Genomic DNA, 25,834 nt, shown 5'->3' with positions numbered 1-25,834 from the left:
TATGCGGAGCGATGGATTGCTTCGTCGCTATCGCTCCTCGCAATGACGGGACGGCATGGATCATGGGTATGAGGACAAGGACAAACGACCAATGCAACTGAATCGTACGTTCGTCCTGATCTTCGCCTCGGTGGTTACGGCGCTGGTCGTCGCGGCGTTCAGCGCCGCCGTGGTCGGCTACGCCCAGCAGGCCGCGCCGACGCAGCTGCAGCCGCCGCCCGGCGCACCGCAGCCCGCGAAAAAGCCGGTCGCGGCCAAGCCCCATGCCAAGCCGCAGGCGCAGACCCAGCCGGCTGCCCCGCCGCCCGCCGCTGCTGCCGCCGCCGCGCCGCCGGCCGCGGGGCAGCAGCAAGCCACCGTGTTCGACGACCACGCGCGGCAGGCCAACATCACCACCTGCGCCAGTCTGTTCGGCACGCTCGGCCGCGGCGTCACGGTCAATTCGACCTACACGGCGAAGTCGCAGTGGGATTCCAGGGCCGGCAACGTTCACTCGGTGCAGTCGCTGGTCGCGCTCAGCCAGCCGGCGCCGAACAACACCACCCTGCCGGCGGCCGGCGTCGTGTTCGCGGCGCCGGTCGGATCCGGCTGCGAGGGCAATCTGGTGCGGGTCACGCCGAATCCGCAAAGCTGTTCGGCGGTCGCAGCCGAGCTCGCCAAGCTCAACGGCCAGAGCGGCGCGCTCGGCGAGCTCTCGACCCTGACGCTGCCGAACGGCGCCCAGGTGATGCTGATCCCGGTCGGCAACGCCTGCGTCGCCGTCACCGCGTTGCGGATTGCGGGGTGAGGGTGAGGGGGTGTGAAGCAAGACTCGGGCAGATCATATCGCGAGAATGCGACGTCATGTTTGACCGCGCAGCTGCTGTTTCCCCGTCATCCTGAGGTGCGAGCCTCTTCGGCGAGCCTCGAAGGATGAATCGGCCCGGCTGGTGGCCGTCGATCCTTCGAGGCTCGCAAGAGCTCGCACCTCAGGATGACGGGTCTGACAGCCGCGTCGCGATTCTTTGCGTCGTCCCGGCGTAGGCCGGGACCCATAACCACCGAAGTTCGTTGTTGCGCGATGCTGGGGCCACAGCCCTCTTCAACAACCCAATCCTGTGGTTATGGGTCCCGGCTTTCGCCGGGACGACGGATCGAGAGAGCCGCGCGGTGCGGCTCTAGCCTTGGCGGTAGGAAGACCGCGGCGCCTCAATACGTCGCGGCGAGGTACTCCACGATCTTGCCGACATCGGCGTCGTCGATCGGTGCGCCGTAGACCTTGATCATCTTGGTGACCTCGGCCTGCCAAAAGTCCTTCTTGAACTTCTCGCCCTGCGGCTGGGTCTTGATGTAGTCGGGCGAGTGGCAGGCGGTGCAGTTGTTCTGCACGACCTCAAGGTTGGGACCGGGCTTGAGCGTCGCGGTCTCCTCGGGGAGCGTGTAGTTCACCGGTGCGGCGATGCTTGCGGCGATCGACAGCGTGGCGATCGCGGCGAAGGCGGGGATGAGCTTGCTGATCATGATGCCCTCCTCACGCCGCCGTGACGCGCACGGTTTCGACGACGTTGCGCAGATAACCGGCCGGATTCCACAACGGGTCCATCGGCTGGGTGTCGCCGGCATTGTTGGTGGCGCGCACCTTCAGCTCCGAGGGTCCGGCGGGGAGCTTCACCGGCAATTTCCATTCCCGGAAGGCGTATTTGCCGAGATCCTTGCCGAGCTTGGCCGGGGTCCATGTCTTGCCGCCGTCGGTCGACACCGCGACCTCCTTGATGCCCTTGCCGCCGTCGAAAGCGATGCCGCGCAGCAGGGTGCGGCCGGCCTTCACCTTGGCGCCGTCGGCGACGCTGGTGATGAACGAGCGCACGGTGAAGCGGTTGATCGGGATGGTCGCCTTCGGCGCGGTGCCGGGCTCGACCGCGTTGTTCGGCGTATCCGGAATCCGGTAGGCGGATTTCATCCAGAAGCCGTCGAACACGCTGTCGATCACGGTGATTTCATTGAGGTGCTTGACCCAATAGGTGCCGTAGTAACCGGGCACCACGAGGCGGAGCGGGAAGCCGTTGAGGAACGGCAGGTCCTCGCCGTTCATGCCGTAGGCCAGCATCACCTCGCCGTCGCGCGCGTGGTCGATGTCGAGCGCCTTGACGAAGTCGGGCGTCTTGTCGCTGACCGGCCCGTCCATGCCGTTGAAGGTAACCTGCTTGGCGCCGGCCTGCACGCCGGCCATGTCGAGCACGGCCTTCAGCGGCACGCCGCGCCAGCGCGCGCAGCCCATCGCGCCGTTGCCGAGCTGGCCGCCGGCGACGCGCGGATTGAAGAAGCCGCGGCTGTTGCCGGAGCATTGGTTGACGGCGACGATCTCGGTCGCCTTCATCTTCCGGATCTCGTTCAGCGACAGCTTCAGCGGCTTGTCGACCTTGCCCTTGATCTCCAGCGTGAACTTGTCGGGATCGAGGTTGTAGGGAATGTCGGCGAGGTGGTAGCGCACGAAGAAGGCGTTGTTCGGCGTCAGCGGGCCGTCGTTGAAGATAGCAAACGGCGTCTCGAGCTGCGGCGGGCGGCTGGTCAGGCCGATCATCGGGCGCTTCTGCGGATAGCGCACCAGCGGCCGTTCGCCGTTGCCGAACGGCAGCGTCACCGTGTCGAGCGCCCATGCGCCGCGTGATCCCAGCCCCGTCACCAAAGCGGCCATGCCGGCGCGCTTCATCAAGTCTCGTCGATCGAGCATTCCGCTTCCTCCGAAGCCAATCTATCGCGAGCCGGTCACCACCGGACTCATGCGAGCAAATGTCGCATCGGGGAACCCTGAGTCAATTGATCCTTCGCAGGTCCCACGGCCATCGCATTGCAGCAATGAAAAGCCCCGGCCACAGTGCGTGGCCGGGGCGTTTCGATCGAACCGTCAGGTTTCGATCAGTAGCAGACGTTCACGGTGCGGTAGCGATAGCCGTAGGGCGTCATCACCAGGCGGGTGACGTAGCAGCCGGAGTCGACGAAGCCGACGCCGATGCCGAAGCCCGGACCCCAGTAGTGATGATGATGCGGATGGAAGCCCCAGCCGAACGGCTTGGCGGAGGCGGCGGTCGGCGCCAGCGCGACGGCGCCGAGGGTGGCAACGGTAGCGAGTGCGAGCGTGACTTTGCGGAACATGGTCTTCTCCTTCAGATGCGCGTTGAACTCTGTCGCGGCGCGGTTGCAGTGTTACCCATCGCCGATCTGTCGTGCCCACCAGCCGGCACGTTCGAGATAGCTCGCCGGGCGCGGCTTCAGATGTGCGCCAGGTCACACTGTCAAGTCACACTGGGAGAAGGAGCGGCCGGTCAGGCCGCGACGGCGCGTCGGTTGGCAACCAGCGTCGACAACATGCGGGTCGATTCCACGGCGCGCACCAGCATCGGCTCGTTGCGGCCGCGGATCGCGACCTCCTGCGCGGGCAGGGCGTCCTCGGCGACACCCGCGAGGGCACGCACCTCGTCGGAGATCACGGCTTCGCAGGCAAGGCTCTTGGTCATGTCCTGCAGCCTCGCCGCGACGTTGACGGCATCGCCGAGCGCGGTGAACACCATGTGGTCGCGATAGCCGATGTCGCCGACGATCACCTCGCCGCCGTGGATGCCGATGCCGAAGCGGATCGGCTGGTGCAGATCGTGGCTGAGGAACTGGTTCAGCTCATCGATATTGGCCGCGATCAGCGCCGCCGCGCGCAGCGCCTGGCGGCAGGCCTCTTCGCGGCCGGTGGTAAGCCCGAACAGCGCCAGCATGCCGTCGCCGATGAACTGGTTCGGCCGGCCGCCAGCTTCCAGCACCGCCTGCGACACGGCGCCGAGGAAGCGGTTGACGATGAACACGGTGTCGAACGGCAGCCGCTTCTCGGCGAGCTGGGTCGAGCCGCGCATGTCGACGAACATGCTGACTAGGTAGCGCTCCTGGCCGACCCGCGCCGGATGGTCGGCGTGGGCATTCGCCGACATCGTGTGCGGCAGGAACAGCTGGAAGAAGGTCAGGTCGGCATTCGGCCGCAGCTGGCAGGCCAGCCGGATCGACGGGTCGTCGCTGCCGACCCGGTGCAGCACGAAGGCCTCGCGCGGCGACGGCTCCGGCAGCGCGGCGTGGTCGCCGATGATCCGGATGCGGCAGGTCGAGCAGCGCGCGCGGCCGCCGCAGACGCTGGCATGCGGCACGTTGTAGCGCAGGCTCGCCTCCAGCACGCTCAGCCCCTTCGGCACCCGCAGCGTGCGGCCGTTGCCGTAAGACAGCGCGATCATGCCGCCGCGGCGCTCGAGCAGCGCACGGCCGGCGCGCGCCACCAGCACGAGGCCGAGCAGGCCGAGATAACCGTAGATCAGATAGTCAGTGATGCTGTCGAGCATCTTGCCCTGCGCCGCGGTGCCGAACTTCGCGACCGACAGCTCCTGCTTGCGCCAGTCGGCATCTTCCCAATCGGACATCGTGGCGCGGCCGCCTTGGTAGATGCCAAGCATCGCCAGCGTCGGGATCAGCACCGCGGCGGCAAGCAGCAACGGCGCCGCGCGTTTGAAGAAGGCGCGCATCCGCAGCCAGAAATACAGCCCGATGCAGCCGTGCACCCAGGCGATCACCAGCACCGCGAGCATGGTCCAGAGCCGGTTCGGCGAGGCGATGAAGAACGTGTACAATTCCTGCGGATAGAGTTTTTCGTGCCCGTACAGCGCCTGGCCGAGCCGTACGCCGACGATATGGGCAATGATCAGCATCGGGATGCTCAGCCCGAGTGCGAGCTGCAGCGGCTCGATCGCCTTCCAGCGGAATTCGCGGCGCTGGTACAGCGCCCAGATGCCGAGCGCGGTATGCACCAGGCAGGCGCCGTAGAACAGGATGGCGACCGGGAGAAACTGCCAGAACATGGTGTGGTAGTGGACGCCGATCCCCATCGCGTCGACCGAGATGTTGCCGAGCGCGTGGTTGAGGAAATGGCTGACCAGATAGGCGAACATGATCGCGCCCGAGACGAGGCGGACCTGCCGCAGTCCGACGCCGCGGGCCATGTCCTGCAAATGTTCGCGCGAAGGGGAGGCCATGTGATTCATGATCGGCAAGTCTAGTGCTTAATTCCCGTGGTGAACACCACCGCGGCGCCGGGTGGGCGTGATGGCGGCGGCCGTAACACGTTGACACCCCAGCAAGAGTCGAACAAAAAGCGCGCCGTGACGATAGCCTCCGCCGATAACAACAACGTTAAGCCGCGCCGGTCGCGCGCGCCCGACTGGCGCGGCGTGATCGCCGTGATCGTGGCCATGACCGCGATGCGGCTGGTCTATGCCCACGCGCTCGATCTGCGTACCGACGAGGCCTATTACTGGACCTGGTCGAAGGAGAACGCGCTGTCGTTCCTCGACCATCCGCCGATGATCGCCTGGTTCATCCGCTTCGGCACCGCGATCCTCGGCGACACTAACCTGGGTGTCCGCCTCGGCGGCATCGTGGCGATGCTGGCGACGCAGCTCTTGCTCGCCGACATCGTCCGCCGCGTCACCCACAACAATGTCCGCGCCGTCGTGCTGGCGCTGCTGCTGCCGGAGGCGGCGCTGTATTACGGGCTGCTGATGGCCAAGGTCGCGCCCGACACCGCGCTGATCCCGTTTGCAACTGCGATGCTGTGGTCGCTGGTGCGGCTTGCGCAAAGCGACGACGGACGCTGGTGGCTCGCGGCGGGCCTGTTCGCCGGGCTGGCGCTGTTGTCGAAGTTCACTGCGATCATGCTGCTGCCGGCGGTGCTCGCGTTCGCGCTGGTGCCGGAGTGGCGGTGGCGCTGGCTGCGCAGCCCGTATCCGTACCTCGCGGCGCTGATCGCCGTCGTCGTTTTTGCGCCGGTCATGATCTGGAATGCCCAGCACGACTGGGCCTCGTTCCGCTTCCAGGCGGTGCGCGCCACCGCCGAGCGCGCGTTCACGCTGCGCACCGTCGGCGAGTTCATCGGCATGCAGTTCGGCCTGGTCGGCTTCGTGCTGCTGCCGGTGACGCTGTTCGGCACGGCGCTGACGGCGTGGCGCGGCTATCGTAGCCGCGAGCCGGTCGCGATCTTGCTGTCTTCAGCGGTGCTGGTGCCGTTTCTCTATTTCCTCTGGAAGTCGCTGACGCTGCGGGTCGGCGACACCTGGCCGATGTTTTTGTGGCCGGCCGGCTTTGCCGCCGTCGCCATCAACGTGACGCGAATGCCGTTCGAGGGCTGGTCGGTCGGACTGATCAAATCCACGGTGTTCTGGGCGCGGACCGCGATCTCCACGGGCATCGCTTTCGTCGTCATCGTGTTCCTCTACTACATGTTCGCGCCGTGGAATCTGACCGGCCACACCGATCCGATTGGCGCCGAGGCCGGCTACGACAGGCTGGCCGCGCGCGTCGAAGCGCAGGTGCAGGCGACCGGCGCGACCTGGGTCGCGACCTCCGACTATCGCACCTATGCGATGCTGCGCTGGTTCCTGCGCGGCAAGCTGCCGGTGGTCGAGATCACCGAGCGCGGCCGCTTCCAGGGCTTTGCCGATCCCGGCATGGCGATGATCAAGGGTCACGTCGGCCTCTATGTCGGCCGCGAGCCGGAGAACAATCTGGCGCTGTGGAACGAGACATCAGCGGTGCGCCAGCCGCTCGAGCGCGTCGTGCGCAGCTGGCGCGGCACGGTGATGGATACGTACGCGCTGGAGAGATTGAGCGGCTGGACGCCCGATCTGTCGCCGCCGCCGGACAGTACGTTCTTCCGCTGGCGTGTGCTGGCGTTCGTCTTACCTTCTCCCCTTGTGGGAGAAGGTGGCGCGCATTTGCGCGCCGGATGAGGGGTATCTCACCGCGGGGTCGGTGCTTGTGGAGAGATACCCCTCACCCGAGCGTGCACGTGGCTGACGACGGAGCTGCCCTCTCCCACAAGGGGAGAGGGCGCCATAACTGCCGCCGGCGCTATTCGTTCTCCGCTGGCGCGTGCTGGCGTTCCTCTTACCTTCTCCCCTTGTGGGAGAAGGTGGCAGCCGAAGGCTGCCGGATGAGGGGTATCTCACCGCGGGTTCGGTGCGCGTGGAGAGATACCCCTCACCCGAGCGTGCGCGTGGCTGATGGCGGCGCCGCCCTCTCCCACAAGGGGAGAGGGCACCATAACTGCCGCCGGCGCCATTCGTTCTTCCGCTGGCGCGTGCTGGCCTTCCTCTTACCTTCTCCCCTTGTGGGAGAAGGTGGCGCGCATATGCGCGCCGGATGAGGGGTATCTCACCGCGGGGTCGGTGCTTGTGGAGAGATACCCCTCACCCGAGCGTGCGCGTGGCTGATGGCGGAGCTGCCCTCTCCCACAAGGGGAGAGGGCGCAATCACTGCCGCCGGCGCCATTCGTTCTTCCGCTGGCGCGTGCTGGCCTTCTCCTTCTCCCCGCTTGCGGGGAGAAGGTCGGGATGAGGGGGAGTCTCGGCAGGGATGGTGAGAGACGGACTCGCGGAGACTCCCCCTCACCCGGATCGCATTGGCATGCGATCCGGCCTCTCCCCGCAAGCGGGGCGAGGCTGAGGCCTAGCGCGCGTCGTCTTCCTCCCGCTTGCTCAAAAGGTCCTTCGCGAGATCGGTCAACGCCGGCCGCGGCAGCGCGTTGAAGGGCATCGGGCGCGTCACCTCGATCGCGGCGAGGCCGAGTCTTGCCGTGAGCAGGCCATTGAGCATGCCTTCGCCGAGCCGCTGCGAGAGTTTTGCGGCGATGCCGTGGCCGAGCATCTGCTGGATCAGGCTGTCGCTTGCGGCGATGCCGCCGGTGATGGCGAGGTGCGCGATCACCTGGCGCAGCAGGCTGATCATGCCGAGCGCGCCGGGCCGGCCGCCATAGAGCCGCGCCAGCTGGCGGATCATGCGCAGGCTCGCCACGAATACGAACACCACGTCGATCAGCGCGCGCGGTGAGACCGCGGTGACGACCGAGACGCGCTGCGCCGCCGTCGACACCAGCCGTCGCGCTTCCTGGTCGAGCGGCGTCATCAATTCGCGCTCGGCGAGGCGGATCATGTCGGCGCCGTCGATGATGTCCTCGGTATGGCTCTGCAGCGCGCTGCGGGCGCGGGCGAGCTGCGGGGTGCGGTGCGCGAGTTTCAGCAGGTCGGCGACGACGGCCCGGCTCGCCTTGCGATCATCGCTGATCAGCACCTCGGCCGCACGCAGATGCAGCTTCTCGATGGTCGCAAGCCGCGCCAGGCCGACCAGCTCGCGCGCGGTGATGACGGCGAGCGCCACCGCGGCAATGACCGCAAAGCCGAGCCCGAGAAAGCCGAGGCCTTGATTGCGCGCAAAGAGATCCTCGACCAAATTGATGACGCCGAGCCCGGTGCCGAGCACCACGAGGCCCGCGACCGCGCCCCAGAACAGCGTGCCCCAGCGGAAACCGCGGCGCGTCGGCAGCAGCGGCGCATCCGCCGGCACCGGCAGTTGCGCGGGCTCGGCCTCGGGCACGATCTGGATCGTGCCGCGGGCGAGGCGGCTGGTGTCGTCGGGATCGATCAGCACCACGCCGGGATCGTCGAGCTTGAACGTCGCCGGCCGCCGTGGCGGCGTCTTCTCGTTCATTGCAGTCTGTCTCCGATCAGGAACTGGAGAGCGCGGTCAAGGCGGATGTGAGGCAGCACAGGCTCGGCATCGCCGTTTCGTTCCAGTTTTGGCGGGCGGAAGCGCAGGAAGCGGTAGTCGGCGCCGTCAGCGCCGGCGCTGGCGAGGCCGCGGAATGTCCCTTTGAACAGCTCTTCGGGGTTGTCCGGGAGGTCGCCCGGAAAGGTCGCAACCTCGGTCTCGCCATCGAGTATCTCGCCATTGGCGACCTCGCCCGGCGCCGGCGTGCCGAGGATCGACGGCAGCTTGTCGCGGCCGCGCTGCACCTGGGCCTCGCGGGTGGCGCGCACCGCGGCCAGCGCCACCACGTCGATCGCGGCGCCGGCATATTCGGCGCGCTCGGCGGCCTTGGCCACGATCCGGCGCAGCACCGCTTCGAGCCGGTCGTGGCTCTGGTGATGCAGGTGATCGGCCTTGGTCGCCGCGAACAGGATGCGGTCGATGCGCGGCCGGAAAAGCGTGCTAAGGATCGTGCTGCGGCCGATCCGGAAGCAGTCGAGAATGCCGGCCAGCGCGGCCTCGAGGTCATGCAGCGCCTCGGGCCCGGCATTGAACGCGGCGAGCGCGTCCGCCAGCACGATCTGGCGATCGAGCCGGGCGAAATGATCGCGGAAGAACGGCCGCACCACGACGTCCTTGTAGGCCTCATAGCGCCGCCGCATCATCGCCCACAGCGAGCCGTCGGGCGCGCTGCCGTCGACTGATACGTCGAGCGGCGCAAAGGTCAGCGCCGGTGTGTCGGCGAGGTTGCCCGGCATCAGGAAGCGGCCCGGCGGCAGCAGGCTCATCGCAAAGCGCTCGTCGCGGCAGCCGCGCAGATAGTCGGTGAACAGTTTGGCTTCGGTCAGCGCGGCCTGTTCGTCCGCCTTGGCCTCGGGCTGAAGCGTTGCCAGATGCGCGTGCCACTGCGTCGCGAGGCTGGCGCGCAGCGGCTCGCGCGACAGCGCAAGGCTCTCGGCGGCCCATTGCTCAAAACTCTTGTTCAGCAGCGGCAGGTCGAGCAGCCACTCGCCGGGGTAGTCGACGATATCGAGCGTCAGCGTACGGTCCGCGCCATTTTGCCGCTGGTATTCGATCACGAGCCGCAGCTCGGAAATGTCGGTGGTCGAGTTCGGCCAGCGCCGCTCCTCGACCAGGGTGCGGACGTGGTTCTCATAGGCGAAGCGCGGCACCGCATCGTCAGGTTGCGGTGCAAGATACGCTCGCGCGATCCGTCCCGAGGCGTAAGCCTCGAACACCGGGAAGCGGCCGCCACGCGTCAGGCCGTGCACCAGCGCCGTGATGAACACGGTCTTGCCGGCGCGCGACAAGCCGGTGACGCCGAGCCGCACGGTGGGATTGAAGAAGCCCTCGCCATAGTCGAGCAGCGCCCGCGCCGAGAGCCGGGCTTCCTCGACGATATCTGAGAAACTGGGGGTCATGGAGGGTTAACAAAAACCCGGCAGGAGAGGGCGGAATGAGGCAGGCGGATACCAGCAAGGTGGCGATTATCGGGCCAAAATCAAGCTTCACATTTCCGGCGCCTTTGCAGGCGAGGCATTGAACGCTTCGTCGCTCCAGCGATACCCATCCTAATCGGTCCAGAGGAAAGCGTACTGGCATGACGGTGTTCCGCCTGAAGCAACTCGCCTCGAACTCGATCCACGCGGCCGGCGCCGTGCTCTGGAATTACGACCGTGCCGAGCTGATCGCCGACGGCGTCGTGCATCTCGTCGGCATCTGCTTCGGGCTGATCGCCGCCACCGCGCTGATCGTGCTGACCGCGGTCTATGCCGGCCCGTTCGACGTCGCCGTGGTGTCGGTCTATGTCGCCGGCCTGCTGGCGATGCTGGTGCTGTCGGCGACCTACAATCTCTGGCCGGTGTCGCGCGCGAAATGGGTGCTGCGGCGCTACGATCACTCGGCGATCTATCTGTTGATCGCGGCGACCTATACGCCGTTCATCGTCCAGCTTCGGGACAGCTATGTCGCGATCGCGCTGCTGGTCGGCGTATGGTGCGTGGCGATCGTCGGCATCTGGCTCAAGCTGGCCTATCCCGGCCGCTTCGACCGTCTCTCGGTCGGGCTCTATCTTGCGATGGGCTGGAGCGGCATCATGCTCTACGACGCGGTGGTAAAGGCGCTGCCGGCGATGGCGCTCGGCTTCGTGCTGGCCGGCGGCATTCTCTACAGCCTGGGCGTGATCTTCCACTCCTGGCGCCGGCTGCGCTTCCAGAACGTGATCTGGCACTGCTTCGTGCTGCTCGGGGCCGCCTGCCACTATACCGCCGTGTTCGACGTCGTGCTGGCGAGCTGAGGCCCTCGCCAACCGCGTTGAATGGGCTATCATGCTCCGGATAAGGCCGTTCCGCTCTCTCACCGTCACCCTGAGGAGCCGTGAAGCGGTGTCTCGAAGGGTCGACGGCCACCAGCCGGGCCGTGCATCCTTCGAGGCTCGCCCAGCGGCGCAATTGCGCCGCTAGGCTCGCACCTCAGGATGACGGGACGCGCGGGGTAGGTGAGCAAAGTGCGCAAGCTAACATCTTGGGAGGATGGCCATGCAGGTCGCTGATAAAGTCGTGGTCGTCACCGGCGGTGGCAACGGCATCGGCAAGGCGTTGTGCGAGGCGTTTCATGCTGCAGGCGCGGCCAAGGTCGTGGTGGTCGATCTCGATCACGCGGCGGCCGAGAAGGTCGCAGCCAGCGTCGGCGGCGCCGCATTCAAATGCGACGTCGGGCAGGAGAAGAACGTTCTGCACGTGGTCGAGGCGACCGAGCGGATGTTCGGCCCGATCGCGCTGTTCTGCTCCAACGCCGGCATCGGCGGTGGATTCGATCCGCTGTCGGTCAACGCCGGCGGCACCTCGGATGAGCCGTGGTCGCGGAGCTGGGCGATCCACGTCATGGCGCATGTCTATGCGGCACGACACTTGGTGCCGCGCATGAAGGCGCGCGGCGGCGGCTACTTCCTCAACACCATCTCGGCGGCGGGCCTGCTCTCGCAGGTCGGCAGCCCGGCCTATTCGACCACCAAGCACGCGGCGGTCGGCTTCGCCGAAAACCTCGCGATCTCGCACCGCGCCGACAACATCAAGGTCTCGATCCTCTGTCCGCAGGGCGTCGACACCAACATGCTGCGCTCGATCCCGAAGGGCCCGCAATCCGGCGACGGCGATCTGACCGCGGAGCAGGTCGCGCGGGACGCGCTCAAGGGCATCGAGCAGGAGACGTTTCTGATTCTCCCGCACCCGCAGGTGCTCGGCTACATGCGCAAGAAGACCGAGAATTACGACCGCTGGATCGGCGGCATGGCCAAGATCCAGGCCAAGATGCGCGAGACGCACGGGAAGTGATGGCAGGCGAGGGCGGTGCTTGTTACGTGAGGTGAGCACGCCGGCCAGGCTCCCTCCCCCCTTGCGGGGGAGGGCTGGGGAGAGGGGTGGCCCCGGACGAGAAAAGCGCGAGGAGCCTCGCCTTCGCAATCTCGGCAGCGTGCCGTTGAGATTCACATTGAGAGAGCACGTCGTGTGGTACCCCTCTCCCTAACCCTCCCCCGCAAGGGGGGAGGGAACCCTTCCGCCGGTGCGTCCCTTACGTACGTCGACGCCGTAAGCCTACGACGTCAACGACTCACGTGAGGTGAGGACGCTGGCCAGGCTCCCTCCCCCCTTGCGGGGCAGGGCTATCGCATATGAAAGAAACCCGCGTGGAATCGATAGTTGTGCGAAGGCCGGATCGACCGAAGCTTTTCGGCATTCGCGGTCCGATTCCGATTTGTTCTCCATCCGATTCCAACGACCATCCGAGTCCCGCTCGTGCCACGCCAAGCCAAGTATCGGAAGAGACTCGGGAATTGCCATATGCGATAGCCCTACCTTGCGGGGGAGGGCTGGGGAGAGGGGTAAGCCCCGGACGAGATGATTGATCGAAACGTCTCTCTCTCTCTCAATCTCGACCACGCATCATCGAAAGCAAATCGAGAGAGCGCGCCGTGTGGTACCCCTCTCCCTAACCCTCCCCCGCAAGGGGGGAGGGAACCCTTCCGTCGGTGCGTCCCTTACGTGCGTCTACGCCGTAAGCCTTCGCTACTTCTTCTTGCTCTTCTACTTCTTCTTGCTTTTCTTCGGCTTCGCCGGTTTCTCGCTCAGCTGGCCGCCGATCTGGGCGATGCTGCAGGAGGGCAGGAAGTCTGCCGACGCGCAGATGTCCATCGCCTGCTGCGGCTCGAGCGCGGAGGTGTCGCGCTCCTTGCTCTCGCCGCCGCCGGCGACCCAGGCGCTTTCCCAGAGCACGGCGAGCAGATGCGTGCCGTCCTGCATCGCCGTGATCGTGCCCGCGCCGTACTTGTCCCAGAACATCGCCTTGGTGTCTTTGTGGTTCTTGATCGCGGCCAGATAGTCCCGCACCATGTCGGGCGGCGGCAGCGCCTCGAAGGTCTTGCGCATCAGATCGATGGTCGCCTTGGCGGCATCGAAGCCGCTGCCGATCCGCTCCGGCGCCTCCACGGCCGGCGTCTTGTTGAGGGCGGTGAGGATGTCCCTGCGGTGGGCATTGACCATGCCGTCTTCATAGGCGCTGTGCAGCCCCTGGCCGAGCGGGACGCGCTTGACGTCCGTGGTGCCGTCGCGGTGATGCACGGTGTGACTGGTGGCCTTTTTCGGATCGCCGTCATGCAGGTAGGAGATGTGCAGCGGCTGGCAGGAATCGCCGATGTAGTGGGTGAGCACGCCGGCGGCGCAGACGAAATTGGCCATCTCGTCGTTCTGCACGAACTCGACCATCTTGTCGAAGATCTGCCAGACCCGGAACGGCAGCAGGCCGCGATGCTCCATCGTGATCGGCTTCTGCTCCAGCAGATCCTCGACGCTGGAGTAGAACTCGTTCCACACCTTCGGGTCGATGTTCTTGGCATCCTTGCACAGCGTCAGCAAGTCGACGCCGTCCTCGTCGCGCACCTGGTCCATATCGGCGAAATGGTTCGGGCCCTCGAAGTGCCGCGTGTGGCCCTGATGGCCGTGCTTCCAGAAGAAATCCGGCACGTCGGCCATCGGGATAAAGTCGAGATCACCCATCTTCTTGAAGTCGCTCTTGAGGATGGTGCCGTCGTCATGGCTGATGATGGCGGCGTTGTTGTCCATCAATTCCTTCAGCTTCGGCACGGCCTCGGACAGCGCGCCGCTGACGCGGCTTGCGATGGCAAAATGCCCGACCGCGCCCCAGGTGTCCGGCTGGTCCAGATTCCAGTCTCTGACGACATCGACATCGAGCCGGTCGCAGATCGTGCTGAGGCAGGTGGCCAGCGCATAGGCATGCGGCTGCTGGCTCAGCGCCGAATACAGCCGGTTGGCGCCCCATTGCAGCGCCAGCGGCCGCGGCTTGTCGCTGGCGCCGAGACTGTCGACGCGGCTTGCGCCCTCGCTCGGCTCCAGCAGCCAGAGCGTGCCGGAGTCGCCGGGGACGGTGACGAACGGCGGCGTCGTCGGGGTCTCCTTGGTCGGCGTTCGCGGCCCGATGAAGAAGTCGGAAATGTATTCGAACCCGCCCTTCGACTTGTAGCGATAGAACAGCGCTTGGATCTCGCCGCTGATCCACTGGTTCGACGCGGCGCCATAGCCGCGGACGGTGCGGCCGAGCAGCGCCATCGGGAAATTCGCCGACGACAGGTCGACCATCGGGCCCATCACCGAGCCGTCCTGCAGCTTTGCGGTCCAGGCGTTGGCGTCCTTGATGTCGATCAGCCCGGCGTCCATGTTGACGTAGACCGACTTGCCCGGCCAGCTCGGATAGACGTCGGTAAACGGCACGCGCGTTGCCTGGTGCGATGACGAGGTGCCGATCGGCTGCGCGCGGCCGCCGAGCTGCGACGACAGCACTTCGCCGGTCTCGCCGGTGACGTGACGGTTGGTCAGCGCGTAGGCCTTGTGGCCGTCGGTGACGAGGCAGGCGACGGTCGCGAAATGATTGCGGTTCTGCACGTCGACGAACACCGGATGGCCGCTGCCGATGTTGTTCAGCGGATGCCGCTTCACCGCAGGCGCCTCCGGGCTCACCGGATCCTTCGGCGCCTCGATCACGCAGACCGGCACGCGCCGTCCGTCCGGCAAATACAGCGTCTTCGGCACCGCCTCGTCGGCGTTGTAGCGCCGCCCGCTGCCGAACTCGGTGGCCGCGATCCAGTCGTCGACGAACACCAGCACGGCCGGCCAGGAATAGGACCGCACCTCCGAATTGGTCAGCGTGCGCACGCCCTCGCCGCGAACGATCGGGGTGACGCCGGGCGGCGTGTCCTCCTTGCGGATCCGGTAGTAGCCGATCGCGGTCGCCAGCACCTTGGGATGCCGCATCAGATGCACATGGTACTGCTCGCGCGCGTCGAGCAGATCGAGCATCGAGAGTGCGTCGTATTCGGAACGCTCGGGCGAGTGGGCGCGGCTGGCGGAAGGGGCGGCGGCCGGTGCTGCGGCCTTGGCTGCGACGGTGGTGCTAGGGGGCATGACACTCTCCCAACGGGCAATGAAAATGCGCGGCGGGATTTGACATCACGGCGGGCAACAGGAGTGTGACGCCATCCACAAATTGCGAAAAATGATGGGCTGACCGGGGCGCACTACGCGGCAACTCAGCCCGGAGCGAGAATCGTAATCCCGTCATCCTGAGGTGCGAGCCCAGCAGCGCAATTGCGCTGCTCGGCGAGCCTCGAAGGATGAATCGGCCCGGCTGGTGGCCGTGCATCCTTCGAGGCTCGCCGATGAGGCTCGCACCTCAGGATGACGGATTACAGACCTGCGGGCTCGCCGCTAGCTCTTCTGCGCGTAGAGCAGCGGCACCGCGGAATCCACCATCACCTCGATCAGGCTCGTGCCCGCCGACGACAGGCCGCGCTTGTAGGCCTCAGCGAGCTCGGCCGATTTGGTCACTCGCACCGCATCGCAGCCCATGCCTTGCGCGAGCTTGACGAAATCAATGCCGGGCAGTTCGAGGCCCGGCACGTTGCGCACCTGCATCACCTGGCTGAACGAGCGCATCGCGCCGTAGCCGGAATTGTTGAGCACGACCACGGTCAGCGGCAGCTTGCGTTGCGCTGCGGTCCACAGCGCCTGGATCGAATACATCGCCGAGCCGTCGCCGATCAGGCAGACGGTGCGGCCCTCGCGGCGGCCCAGCGCCATGCCGACCGCGGCCGGCAGGCTGTAGCCCAGCCCGCCGCTCGCCATGGTGTAAAAACTGTCCTGGCCGCGCATCGGCATCGTCTTCTGCATCAGCGGCCGGTGCGAGGGGATTTCCTCGACCAGCGCGTCCTGCGGGCCCATCGCCGCGGCGAGCGCATGCAGCGCGTATTCGGCGGGGATCGAGTCGCCGGCCGCGGGCGCGGGCGGCAGGATGCGGCCGGCCGGCGCGGCGCGCTTGGTCTCGCCCAGCATCTCGAGCAGCACTGAGAGCGCCGGCTTCATGGTCGCGATGATGCTGTGGCCTGCGGGCGTGATCGCCGCAGCGTCGGCATCGTCGGTGATCTGGAAGATCGTGGTGGCGCCATCGAAGATCGCGGCGTGACCCTCTACATGGAAGGTGAACACCGGCGCGCCGATCACGACGACGAGATCATGCTCGCGCAGCGCGTCGGAGAGCTGGCCGGGCGCGGCATGCAGGAAACCGGCAAATTGCGGATGGCGCTCCGGGAATGAGCAGCGCGCCGAGAACGGGCTGACCCAGACCGCGGCCCTTGTCTTCTCGGCGACCTTCACCATCAGGTCGACCGCCTCCGCGCGATCGACGGCGGGGCCGACCACGAGGGCAGGGCGCTTCGCGTCGGCAAGCGCCGCCACCAGCGCCTGCATCGCGGAATGATCCGGGCCGATCTCGCGGCTGACCTGGCGCGCCTCGAGCGGCTGCGTCGCATGCGTCCAGTCGTCGATCGGCACCGAGACGAAGGTCGGCCCGCACGGCGGCTGCATCGCGACGTAATAGGCGCGCGCGATCGCGGCCGGCACGTCCTCGGCGCGGGCCGGCTCGACCGCGAACTTGACATACGGCCGCGGGAATTCGCTGGCGCGCTCGGCGTAGAGGAATGCCTGCAGCGGCATGATCGAGCGCGCCTGTTGGCCTGCCGTGATCACCAGCGGCGTCTGGTTGCGATAGGCGTTGTAGATGTTGCCGAGCGCGTTGCCGACGCCGGCCGCCGAATGCAAATTGACGAAGCCGGCATTGCGTGTCGCCAGCGCGTAGCCGTCGGCCATGCCGACGACGGCGGCTTCCTGCAGGCCGAGCACATAATCGATGTCGTCGGGCCAGTCGCTCAGGAACGGCAGCTCGGTGGAGCCGGGATTGCCGAACACCTTCTTGATGCCCCACGCGCGCAGCAGGCCGAAGGTGGCGTCCTTGACGGTGACGGTCTTGCCTTTCGCGGCGGCGGGTTTGCGGGACGACATCGGGCGCGGGCTCCCATTGCTGGTGTCTTATGGTGTTTTGCCTTCCGCCATTGCGCGGGGAGCACACGCGGAAAAGCAATCCACCTGTCGATGGATTGCCCGATAATGTCAAGCTGCGGGCGCTGCCTGCGCGTTACGCGTCGTTGAGCCCCGCCCCGCGATCCGACAACAGCTTCTGCGCCTTGGGCGTCAACTCGTAGAGATCGCCGTCCATTGCGACGTATCCCTCCTTGATGAGCCTGTCGACCTCGCCTTGCATGTCGTCGGCAAAGGCAATGGACTGGGCGATGTCGCGGAGAACCGCGACCTGTTCGTCTCTAAGCATGGCGTCCTCCGTCTGGGGCGAGGAACGCGCGACGTGCGATTGTGTTCCAGCGCCGGCCGCCGGGGGGCGGGAGCGGCGCCGGGATCGAGCTCTCGCCTTAGCAGCAATCGCTCTGCAACGACGACAATCGCTCTGGGGCAGCGGCGGATCCGGCTCGCTAAAAGTCGAAGCTACCGCCGGCGTGGCGTCGTCGACGCATCCGCAGGGCGGGCGGTCAGGAGGAGACACACATGGACCTCGACAACACTTCACACTCCGCTGGGCACAACCCCGAAGAACTGGTTCCGTCGCGCTACGCGCTGAAGATCGGTGAGATCGACGTGATGGTGGTCAGCGACGGCGTGCTGCCGCTGCCAGGCGCGATGCTGGCCCACAATGCCGATCCGGCCGTCCGGGCGGCATGGCTGAAGGACATGTTCCTGCCGTCGGACGCGTTCGATTGGGCGCTGAACGTGGTCGTGGTGCGCAGCGGTAGCCAGACCATCCTGGTCGACGCCGGGCTCGGCTTCGACCCGCAATTGAACTTGCCGCGGGCCGGGCAATTGACCAAGCGGCTGGAGGCCGCCGGCATCGATCTCGGCTCGGTGACCGACGTGGTGCTGACCCACATGCATATGGACCATGTCGGCGGGCTGATCGTCGACGGCGTGAAGGAGCGGCTGCGTCCGGACCTGCGGATCCATGTCGCGGCCTCCGAGATCGAGTTCTGGGAATCGCCCGATTTCTCCCGCGTCGCCATGCCGCCCGGGTTCCCGGACGCGCTGCGGGCCGCCGCCAAGCGGTTCACGAAGGAATACCAGAACCATCTGCGTACGTTCGATGATGAGCACGAGGTCGCGCCGGGCGTGGTCGTCACGCGCACCGGCGGCCACACCCCCGGGCACAGCGTGGTCCGCGTGGCGTCCGGCGGCGACCGGCTGATGTTCGCCGGCGACGCCGTGTTCACGGTCGGGTTCGAGCATCCCGACTGGTACAACGGCTTTGAGCACGACCCCGCGGAGGCGGCCCGCGTTCGGGTTCGTCTGCTGCAGGAACTGGCAAAGACCCGCAGCCTCCTGGTGGCCACGCACCTGCCGTTCCCGTCGATCGGCCACGTGGCGGTCGACGGCGATGCCTTCCGCTGGGTGCCGGTCTACTGGGACTACTGAGCGCTTGTCACGTAAGGGCCGAAAACGAGGGCGCGCTGTTTGGCGCGCCCTAATTGGCCTTGTGCAGCGCGGCCGTCTGCTTGGCGAACTGCTTGTCGAAATCCTGCTCCAGCCCGCCGACATAGGTCGCGTTCTCGCCGGGCTTGACGAACGGGTTTGCTGCACCGTCCTTCATCTGCGCGCGCTTGGCCTGCATGTCGTAGACCTCCGGATGCGGTCCGAGCAGCACGTCGACCTTCATCGCCTTGACCTTGGCGAAGGTCGATCGGTAGTCGTCGACGATGCCGGAATAGGTCGGGTTGCCGACCAAGCGATTGAGCGCCACCGTTCCGCTGCAGAAGAACAGCACCGTGCGGTCCTGGCCGCCGTCGCTGATGGTCATCTCCCAGCTGGTGCAGCCGGGCGAATGACCGGGCGTCGCATGCGCGATCAGCGTCACGTCGCCGAGCGTCACCTTGTCGCCTTCCTTGACGGTGCGATCGACCTTGACCGGCGGAAAGCCGAGATCGGCGTTCTTCTCGTCGCCGGGATAATAGCCGCCTTCCAGCAACGGCTTGTCGCGCTCGCCGGCGATCAGCTGCGCGCCGGTCTCCTGCTTGATCTCGGCAAAGCCGCCGGTGTGATCGAGGTGGGCGTGGGTGTTGAGGATGATCTTGATGTCGCCGGGCTTGAAGCCGAGTTTTGCGATATTGTCCTTGATCATGCCGGTCGACTGCGGCATCGCGGTGTCCATCAGGATCAGACCCTGCGACGTCTTGATGACGTAGACCGCGATCCCGTCGGTGCCGGCATAATAGATGTTGCCGATCAGGTTGAACGGCTCGAACGGCGCGGTCCATTTCTTCATGACGGTCGCCATGAAGTCCTTCAGCGACTGCGCCTGCGCGCCGGTCGTGATCAGCGCCAGGGCGCACAGTGCGGCTGCGAGCGTTCTCATGATTGCCTCCCCGTTCTTGTTGTTTGTGCACGCGGCGGCACTATGCGTGGCGCCGCTCCCGACCGCAAGCGACGGGCGCGGCGAACCGCCATGCACGATCAGAGCAAGTCACGCAGCAGTGCGATCAGGCGGCCGCATTCATCCTCGGTTCCGACCGTGATGCGCAAGAAATCCTCGATCCGCGGTTTCTTGAAATGCCGCACCAGCACGCCGCGCTCGCGCAGCCGGGCCGCGAGGTCGGCGCCGCGATGCCTGGGATGGCGCGCGAACACGAAATTCGCGTGGGACGGCAGCACCTCGAAGCCAAGCGTGGAAAGGTCATGGGCGAGCGCCTCGCGGCTTGTGATGATGCGCTGGCGCGTCTCCTGAAACCACGCATCGTCCTCGAGCGCCGCGGTCGCGCCGGCGATGGCGAGGCAATCCAGCGGATAGGAGTTGAAACTGTCCTTGACCCGCTCCAGCGCCTCGATCAGCGGCCGCTGCCCGATGGCAAAGCCGACCCGCAGCCCGGCCAGCGCGCGGGACTTGGACAGGGTCTGCACGACCAGCAGATTGTCGTGGCGTGCGACTAGCGGCACGGCGCTCTCGGCGCCGAAATCGACATAGGCCTCGTCGATCACCACCAGCCGGTCCGGACGTTCGGCCACCAGGGCCTCGATTGCGTCGCGCGGCAAGGCGATGCCGGTCGGCGCATTCGGATTGGGCAACAGGACCGCGCTGCATGGCCGTCGATAGTCGGCGAGCGCGATGCGCATCGCGGCGTCGAGCGGCACCTCCTCGTAGCGGACGCCATAGAGACCGCTATAGACCGGGTAGAAGCTGTAGGTGATATCGGGGAACAGCAGCGGCGCGTCGTGCTTCAGCAGCGCCTGGAAGCTATGCGCCAGCACCTCGTCGGAGCCGTTGCCGACGAACACTTCGTCCGGCGCGACGCCATAGCGCGCGGCGATCGTCTCGCGCAGCAATGTGGCGTGCGGGTCGGGGTAGAGCCGCAAACGATCCACCGCGGCGGCGATCGCGGCCAGCGCGCGCTGCGACGGCGGGTAGGGATTCTCGTTGGTATTGAGCTTGACGAGGCCGGCGATCTTCGGCTGTTCGCCGGGCACGTATGGCGACAGATTGTGGACGACCGAACTCCAGAACCGACTCATGATCTCCGACCCGAATGATGCGACCCGACTATGGATCGTATAGGCGATGCCGGGCCGCGATGAAAGTCAGCCTTTGCGCAGGGGGTGTAGCGTTGAGCAGCGGTGCAACACATTCGGTGTCGTCCCGGCGAAGGCCGGGACCCATAACCACAGGGGCGGATTGTTTAAGAGCGCTGTGGCCCCAGCGTCGTGTAACCAAGACGTTCGGTGGTTATGGGTCCCGGCTTTCGCCGGGACGACACTGCGTTTTTGGTGCCGCGCCCAGTCATACATTCACACTCGCTCAGGTCGCGTATTGGGCGATGCCGTGGCCGAACGACCAGTTCTCCATGGCGACCTCGACCAGGTTGATGACGACATCGTCGGCGCGTCCGCCCAGCTGGCTCTGGAAATCGTCCACGATGCGCTTGTAGAACGCCTTCTTCATCTCGACCGTGCGTCCGGCGTTCAGCGTGATCTGGATGAAGACGATGTCGTCGCTGTAGGTGTTGCCGAGATAGCTTTCGGCATAGTTCAGGTCGCCGCGATCGTGCTCGGTAATGATCTGAAACTTGTCGTTTTCGGGCACATTGATCAGGTCGGTCATCGCCTTGTAGACGATCTCGCCGAGGGTCTTGCGGTATTCGGCGGACTTGCCGCGCTTCAGGTCGATGCGAACGAATGGCATGTTGGTCTTCCTTGTTGCGCGGGCCTCGGCCGGACCGGTCCTGCGTGATTGGAAGCGCTGCGAAGGGCGATCGCTTCTGGAGCGTCGTCTCTCGCGCCGGCGCGCGGAATTTCAGCGGCTCGCCTTGAACGCCTCCCATCGCGCGTCGCGCTCTTTCTGGTATTTCGGCGATCGCTCCGCGACCACGTCCGCCCAGTGCAGCGGCTCGCCGCAGCTCTGGCAGACAGGGCCGAGCCCGGTCGGCTTGCCGCAACTGAGATGCGTGTAGTTCATGGAAAGGCCTTCCCTGGGCGACTTGCACCAGGTCTCGCCCCAGGCGCGCAGCGCGAACATGACGGGGAAAAACGCCTCGCCCTTCTTGGTCAGGTGATATTCGTGGCGCAGCGGACGCTTATTGTAGACGCGCCGCGTCACCAGCCCGTCGGCCTCCAGCTTCTTCAGCCGCGCCGCGATCATCTGCGGCGTGCCGCCGGTGTAGGCCTGGATCTCCTCGAAGCGGTGGTTGCGTGCGAACAATTCGCGCAGGATCAGCACCGTCCAGCGGTCGCCGACCACGGCTTCTGCACGAGCGACGGGGCAGAGCGTTTGGTCAGCTGTCTTGTCCTTCATGATCACGGTTTCTTCATTGGGCTTGTTACTATGAATTTCATAGTAACGTGGATATTGTCAAATGCGGATTCAACACGTGCCGTTGCGCGGTCATCACAATCCAGGGAGCGAGCTATGACCACCGAAACCAAGGCAGCGAGCGCTGCGACAGTCGATCTGAAGCTCGAAGTGGTGGTAATTCCCGTCTCGGACATCGATCGGGCCAAACAGTTCTATCAGCATCTGGGCTGGCGGCTCGATGCCGATTTCGTCAGGCCCGACGGCTCGCGCGCCGTTCAGCTCACGCCGCCCGGCTCGCCGGCCTCGATCCATCTCGGCAGCGGCGCACCGTTGCCGCGCTTCCTGATCGTCAACGATATCGAGGCGGCGCGCGCCGAGCTGATCGCGCGCGGCGCCGATGTCAGCGAGGTGTTTCACCGCGGGCCGCAGGGCCCGGTCAGCGGGCCGGACCCGGAGCGGCCGAGCTACGGCTCGCTCGCCACCTTCAACGATCCCGACGGCAATGTCTGGCTGCTGCAGCAGGTGACGCAGCGTCTGCCCGGACGCGTCGACGGCAACAGCACGACCTTCACCTCGTCGGCCGATCTTGCCGCCTCGCTGCGCCGCGCCTCCGCCGCGCATGGCGAGCACGAGAAGCGCACCGGCGGGCACGATGCGAACTGGCCGGACTGGTACGCCGAGTACATCGTCCGCGAGCAGGCCGGCAAGCCGCTGCCCGAGTGAGCTGCCAAGCAGGAGTAACTGGTATGCCCAAGCTCGCAATCATCGCCACCATCGACGTCGCGCCGGGGACGCGCGACAAGGTGCTGCCGCTGTTGATGGCACACCGCACCCGCTCGCTGAAGGACGAGCCGGGCACGCTCGAGTTCAATGTGCTGGTGTCGCGCGACGATGCTGCAAAACTGCTGCTCCACGAAGTCTACCAGGACGAGGCGGCGTTCGAGGCGCATCGCAATGCGCCGTCGATCGCCCAGTTCCGCAAGGAGAGCGCCGAATTCGGCGTCAAGGTTGCCGGGACATGGTGCACGCCGGCTGAGTAGCTACACGTTGGCGTCGAACACCGGCGCGTAGCCGCCGCCCTGCGCGCGGATATGCGCACAACGCCGGCCGCGGAAATGCGCCGGCACCACCAGCCGGCCGCTGTCCGCGGCCTCGGCAAGGATCTTGGTGCGCGTCTCGCGCGCCAACTGCGGGTCGGCGCAGGATGACGTCGACAGGCCGTGCTGGAAGATCTGCAGCGGATTGTGGATCGCATCGCCGCAAAAGATCGCGCGCTGCTGCGCCTGCTCCACCACGAGCCCCATCTGGCCGCCGGTATGGCCCGGCAAAGGGACGAGCCGCAGGCCCGGACCGGGCTCATAGCCGTCGTCGACCAGATCGGCGCGGCCGGCCTCGACGATCGGAATCACGCTCTGCTCGAGCGCGCGGGCATGGATCGGCGGCGCGCGTCCAGCATCGTGCTGCGCCATCCAGTCGGCGAGCTCGCGACGTCCGAACAGATAGCGCGCATTGGGAAAGGTCGGCTCCCAGCGTCCATTGTCACGCTGCGTGTTCCAGCCGACGTGATCGACGTGCAGATGGGTGCAGAACACCAGATCGATCGCGGCAGGATCGACGCCGGCGTGCCGCATGCGGTCGAGGAAGCCGCTGCCGCGCCGCTGGTGCCACCCCGGGATCTCGGGAATGTCCTTGTGGTCGCCGATGCAGCAATCGATCAGCAGGGTTCGTCCGCCGCTTCGCAGCACGAAGCTCTGGATCGCGAACCTGGCGAGACCCCGCGCGAGATCGACGAAGTCGGGCTCCAGCGTGCCGCGATGCGCCGCGATCAGGTCGGGATCGTAGCCCGGGAAGAATTCCGAGAGCGGCGCGATAAAATCGTCATCGTCGACGATGACGTCGACCGTCGTGTCGCCGATCGCAAAGCGCATGACAGCTCCTGTCCCGCAATCCGGTGCTACCCCGAGCGTAGCACGGCGGCGCTACGCTGGCGAATTGCGGGGAGGGAGCCGTCAGGTTCTCACCAGGTCGCTGTGCCCTTCATGGTCGGCTGGCCCTCGGCATTGGCGGTCCACAGCTCCATGGCGCCGTCCTTGTCGTTGGCGTTGATCGAGAACTCGCTGCCCTCGAACAGCGGCTGCACGCCGCGATAGGAAAACTTCTTCGGCGGCTTGCCGCCGCGCAGCTTTGCGGCGAGCTCGACGATGAAGGCGGCCTGCAGCGGGCCGTGGAAGATCAGGCCCGGATAGCCCTCGACCTTGGTGACGTAGTCGCGGTCGTAATGGATGCGGTGGCCGTTGAAGGTCAGCGCGGAATAACGAAACAGCAGCACCGGATCGGAGACGTGGCTCTCGCGATGCTGCGCGGCCGGCGGAGGCGGCGGCGCCTTGGCGGGTGCGGCGGCCGGGGTGCTGGTCATCTCGCGATACACGATGTCCTGCCGCTCGCGGATCGCAACGCCGCGCGAGGTCGTCACCTCGTGATTGACCGAGACGAAGCACAGCGTGCCGGTCGAGCCCGACTTCACCGTGACGTCGGCAATGCGCGAAGTCCGCTTCGCCTCGTCGCCGATCCGCAACGCGTCGAGGAATTCCAGTTCGCCGCCGGCCCACATCCGGCGCGGCAGCGGTACCGGCGGCAGGAAGCCGCCGCGGGTCGGATGGCCGTCCGGGCCGAGCTGCGACATCGGAAACACCGGCTGCGCCAGGCACCAATGCGTGGTCCACGGCGCGGCGTCGCCGGCCTTCGGCTCGCCGATTTCCTGGAACAGCGTCGCGCGCAGCCCCATCACCAGATATTTGGTGACGACGTCGGAGGCCTCCGTGCTGCGGCCGATCCACTGGCGGAGATGATCGAGGTCGATTTTGTCGCTCATGAGATTTTGCCCGAGCAGGAGAAATCTTAAGACCGTTTGATGCGCTCGCCGATCGCGGGCACCTTGCCGTAATGCCTGTCCGCGCCGACCACGATCGCGGCGGGGGCCGGATAGCTGACCTTGCCGTTCGGGGTGTCGACCTCGATGCGGCGCAGATGCGGGTGCTTGGCGAGGTCGTCCATGCTGTTGACCTCGGCGAACGCGATGTCCGCTTCCGCGAGCTTCGCCAGCAGCTGCTCGCGCGTCAGCCGGCCGAAGGCCTCGCCGACGATCCCGTCGGTCAGCGCGCGGTTGCGAACCCGCTCGACCATGTTGGCAAAGCGCGGATCGTCGGGGAGGGTGGGCTGATCGAGCACCTTGGCGCACAGCGTCTTCCACTCGCGCTCGCTCTGGATCGAGATCAGAATCTCCTTGCCGTCCCTGGAGCGGAACACGCCGTAGGGCGCGATCGATGGATGGGCGAGGCCGATACGTTTGGGCGCCTTGCCGTCCTCGGCATTGAGCAGCGGCACCGTGAGCCAGTCGGCCATCACGTCGAACATCGAGATGCGGATGTCGGCGCCTTGGCCGGTGCGACCGCGCCCGATCAGCGCCTCGAGGATCGCGGCATGCGCGGTGGCGCCGGTGGCGACGTCGACGATCGACATGCCGACCCGCGAGGCGCCCTCGGGGCCGCCGGTAATCGAGGCGAGGCCACTCTCGGCCTGAATCAGCAGGTCATAGGCCTTGCGGTCGGCGTAGGGACCGATGTCGCCGTAGCCGGTGATCGTGCACATGATCAGCTTCGGATAGTCCTTGCGCAGCCGCTCGCGCGCAAAGCCGAGCTTGTCCATCGAGCCGGGTTTGAGGTTCTGCAGCAGCACGTCGGCGCCCGCGATCAGGTCTTCAAGCTGCGCGCGGCCTTCCTTGGTGGCGAGATCGACCACCGCGGAATCCTTGCCGCGGTTGAGCCAGACGAAATAGCTGCTCTGGCCCTTCGCCGCGGCGTCATAGCCGCGGGCGAAATCACCCTCGGGCCGTTCGATCTTGATGACATGGGCGCCGGCGTCGGCCAGGCGCGACGAGCAGAACGGCGCGGCAACCGCCTGTTCGACGGCGATGATGGTCAATCCCTCAAGCGGCAGCATGATGCAA

Annotated in this window: 23 protein-coding genes; 7 read left to right on the top strand and 16 right to left on the bottom strand. The window is 66.3% G+C overall.

From position 1 onward, the window contains the following. The first annotated feature begins 91 nt into the window (after window positions 1–91). A complete protein-coding gene (locus tag XH93_RS32795) occupies window positions 92–787 on the top strand; it encodes a hypothetical protein (RefSeq protein ID WP_194470627.1) in 696 nt (231 codons plus the stop codon). Between the two features lie 401 nt (window positions 788–1,188). Here XH93_RS32795 and XH93_RS32790 read toward each other — a convergent pair whose 3' ends face one another. The 4 genes from XH93_RS32790 to XH93_RS32775 all read right to left on the bottom strand — a co-directional run bounded on the left by XH93_RS32790 (window position 1,189) and on the right by XH93_RS32775 (window position 5,039). Beyond that, window positions 1,189–1,500, bottom strand: coding sequence for a cytochrome c (locus XH93_RS32790; RefSeq protein WP_139485770.1), 312 nt, complete (start codon window positions 1,498–1,500; stop codon window positions 1,189–1,191). Between the two features lie 10 nt (window positions 1,501–1,510). Further along, a complete protein-coding gene (locus XH93_RS32785; RefSeq protein ID WP_194470626.1) occupies window positions 1,511–2,710 on the bottom strand; it encodes a molybdopterin-dependent oxidoreductase in 1,200 nt (399 codons plus the stop codon). Window positions 2,711–2,895: 185 nt separating this feature from the next. Beyond that, window positions 2,896–3,132: a hypothetical protein gene (locus XH93_RS32780; RefSeq protein WP_194470625.1), complete on the bottom strand. Its 237-nt coding sequence runs from the start codon at window positions 3,130–3,132 to the stop codon at window positions 2,896–2,898. A 170-nt stretch (window positions 3,133–3,302) separates the two neighbouring features. Continuing rightward, window positions 3,303–5,039, bottom strand: a complete 1,737-nt coding sequence (locus XH93_RS32775; protein WP_194470624.1) for an adenylate/guanylate cyclase domain-containing protein — start codon at window positions 5,037–5,039, stop codon at window positions 3,303–3,305. Window positions 5,040–5,255: 216 nt separating this feature from the next. On the opposite strand from XH93_RS32775, the gene XH93_RS32770 reads away from it, so the two are divergent. Beyond that, the gene (locus XH93_RS32770; protein ID WP_194475412.1) at window positions 5,256–6,791 is read left to right on the top strand and encodes a glycosyltransferase family 39 protein; all 1,536 of its coding nucleotides are present in this window, start codon (window positions 5,256–5,258) and stop codon (window positions 6,789–6,791) included. 718 nt (window positions 6,792–7,509) lie between these two features. Here the strand turns inward: XH93_RS32770 and XH93_RS32765 are convergent. Both XH93_RS32765 and XH93_RS32760 read right to left on the bottom strand, forming a co-directional pair. After that, complete coding sequence (locus XH93_RS32765; RefSeq protein ID WP_194470623.1) at window positions 7,510–8,547, bottom strand: YcjF family protein; 1,038 nt, start codon at window positions 8,545–8,547, stop codon at window positions 7,510–7,512. Then, on the bottom strand, window positions 8,544–10,007 hold the full coding sequence (locus XH93_RS32760; RefSeq protein ID WP_194470622.1) for a YcjX family protein: 1,464 nt from the start codon (window positions 10,005–10,007) through the stop codon (window positions 8,544–8,546). The genes XH93_RS32765 and XH93_RS32760 overlap by 4 nt, the downstream gene beginning before the upstream one ends. A 179-nt stretch (window positions 10,008–10,186) precedes the next feature. Here XH93_RS32760 and XH93_RS32755 point away from each other — a divergent pair, with 179 nt between their 5' ends. Together XH93_RS32755 and XH93_RS32750 are read left to right on the top strand one after the other, a co-directional pair. Further along, window positions 10,187–10,882 (top strand): hemolysin III family protein, encoded by a 696-nt coding sequence (locus tag XH93_RS32755; protein ID WP_194470621.1) that lies wholly within the window; start codon window positions 10,187–10,189, stop codon window positions 10,880–10,882. Between the two features lie 241 nt (window positions 10,883–11,123). Continuing rightward, window positions 11,124–11,918 carry an SDR family oxidoreductase gene (locus XH93_RS32750; RefSeq protein ID WP_194470620.1) on the top strand — a complete coding sequence of 265 codons (795 nt, stop codon included), beginning with the start codon at window positions 11,124–11,126 and terminating at the stop codon, window positions 11,916–11,918. A 750-nt stretch (window positions 11,919–12,668) separates the two neighbouring features. Here XH93_RS32750 and XH93_RS32745 read toward each other — a convergent pair. The 3 genes from XH93_RS32745 to XH93_RS32735 form a co-directional block, all read right to left on the bottom strand. Next, window positions 12,669–15,059 carry a hypothetical protein gene (locus XH93_RS32745; protein WP_246799359.1) on the bottom strand — a complete coding sequence of 797 codons (2,391 nt, stop codon included), beginning with the start codon at window positions 15,057–15,059 and terminating at the stop codon, window positions 12,669–12,671. Window positions 15,060–15,362: 303 nt separating this feature from the next. Beyond that, complete coding sequence (gene mdlC / locus XH93_RS32740) at window positions 15,363–16,991, bottom strand: benzoylformate decarboxylase (RefSeq protein WP_194470619.1); 1,629 nt, start codon at window positions 16,989–16,991, stop codon at window positions 15,363–15,365. Between the two features lie 133 nt (window positions 16,992–17,124). Further along, entirely contained in the window at window positions 17,125–17,316 is a 192-nt protein-coding gene (locus tag XH93_RS32735) for a hypothetical protein (RefSeq protein WP_139485778.1), read from the bottom strand. Window positions 17,317–17,546: 230 nt separating this feature from the next. On the opposite strand from XH93_RS32735, the gene XH93_RS32730 reads away from it, so the two are divergent. Then, window positions 17,547–18,464 (top strand): MBL fold metallo-hydrolase, encoded by a 918-nt coding sequence (locus tag XH93_RS32730; protein WP_194470618.1) that lies wholly within the window; start codon window positions 17,547–17,549, stop codon window positions 18,462–18,464. 49 nt (window positions 18,465–18,513) lie between these two features. Here XH93_RS32730 and blaBJP read toward each other — a convergent pair whose 3' ends face one another. From blaBJP to XH93_RS32710, 4 genes are all read right to left on the bottom strand, one after another. Then, window positions 18,514–19,401 (bottom strand): BJP family subclass B3 metallo-beta-lactamase, encoded by an 888-nt coding sequence (blaBJP, locus tag XH93_RS32725; RefSeq protein ID WP_194470617.1) that lies wholly within the window; start codon window positions 19,399–19,401, stop codon window positions 18,514–18,516. Between the two features lie 98 nt (window positions 19,402–19,499). Next, the gene (hisC, locus tag XH93_RS32720; protein ID WP_194470616.1) at window positions 19,500–20,552 is read right to left on the bottom strand and encodes a histidinol-phosphate transaminase; all 1,053 of its coding nucleotides are present in this window, start codon (window positions 20,550–20,552) and stop codon (window positions 19,500–19,502) included. Between the two features lie 283 nt (window positions 20,553–20,835). Next, a complete protein-coding gene (locus tag XH93_RS32715) occupies window positions 20,836–21,219 on the bottom strand; it encodes a tautomerase family protein (RefSeq protein WP_194470615.1) in 384 nt (127 codons plus the stop codon). Window positions 21,220–21,330: 111 nt separating this feature from the next. Next, window positions 21,331–21,828 (bottom strand): helix-turn-helix domain-containing protein, encoded by a 498-nt coding sequence (locus tag XH93_RS32710; protein WP_194470614.1) that lies wholly within the window; start codon window positions 21,826–21,828, stop codon window positions 21,331–21,333. A 114-nt stretch (window positions 21,829–21,942) separates the two neighbouring features. Between XH93_RS32710 and XH93_RS32705 the strand changes: the two genes are divergently transcribed. Next, window positions 21,943–22,551 carry a VOC family protein gene (locus XH93_RS32705; RefSeq protein WP_194470613.1) on the top strand — a complete coding sequence of 203 codons (609 nt, stop codon included), beginning with the start codon at window positions 21,943–21,945 and terminating at the stop codon, window positions 22,549–22,551. A gap of 23 nt (window positions 22,552–22,574) precedes the next feature. Beyond that, window positions 22,575–22,868 carry a putative quinol monooxygenase gene (locus XH93_RS32700; RefSeq protein WP_194470612.1) on the top strand — a complete coding sequence of 98 codons (294 nt, stop codon included), beginning with the start codon at window positions 22,575–22,577 and terminating at the stop codon, window positions 22,866–22,868. On the opposite strand, the gene XH93_RS32695 is transcribed toward XH93_RS32700, so the two are convergent. From XH93_RS32695 to XH93_RS32685, 3 genes are all read right to left on the bottom strand, one after another. Beyond that, complete coding sequence (locus tag XH93_RS32695) at window positions 22,869–23,756, bottom strand: MBL fold metallo-hydrolase (protein ID WP_194470611.1); 888 nt, start codon at window positions 23,754–23,756, stop codon at window positions 22,869–22,871. Window positions 23,757–23,845: 89 nt separating this feature from the next. Next, entirely contained in the window at window positions 23,846–24,700 is an 855-nt protein-coding gene (locus XH93_RS32690; RefSeq protein WP_194470610.1) for a MaoC family dehydratase N-terminal domain-containing protein, read from the bottom strand. A 26-nt stretch (window positions 24,701–24,726) separates the two neighbouring features. Next, entirely contained in the window at window positions 24,727–25,827 is a 1,101-nt protein-coding gene (locus XH93_RS32685) for a CaiB/BaiF CoA-transferase family protein (protein WP_194470609.1), read from the bottom strand. Window positions 25,828–25,834: the final 7 nt, after the last annotated feature.

The organism is Bradyrhizobium sp. CCBAU 51753 (assembly GCF_015291565.1).
GTDB lineage: Bacteria > Pseudomonadota > Alphaproteobacteria > Rhizobiales > Xanthobacteraceae > Bradyrhizobium > Bradyrhizobium ivorense.
This window is presented reverse-complemented; position numbering and strand designations above follow the sequence as displayed.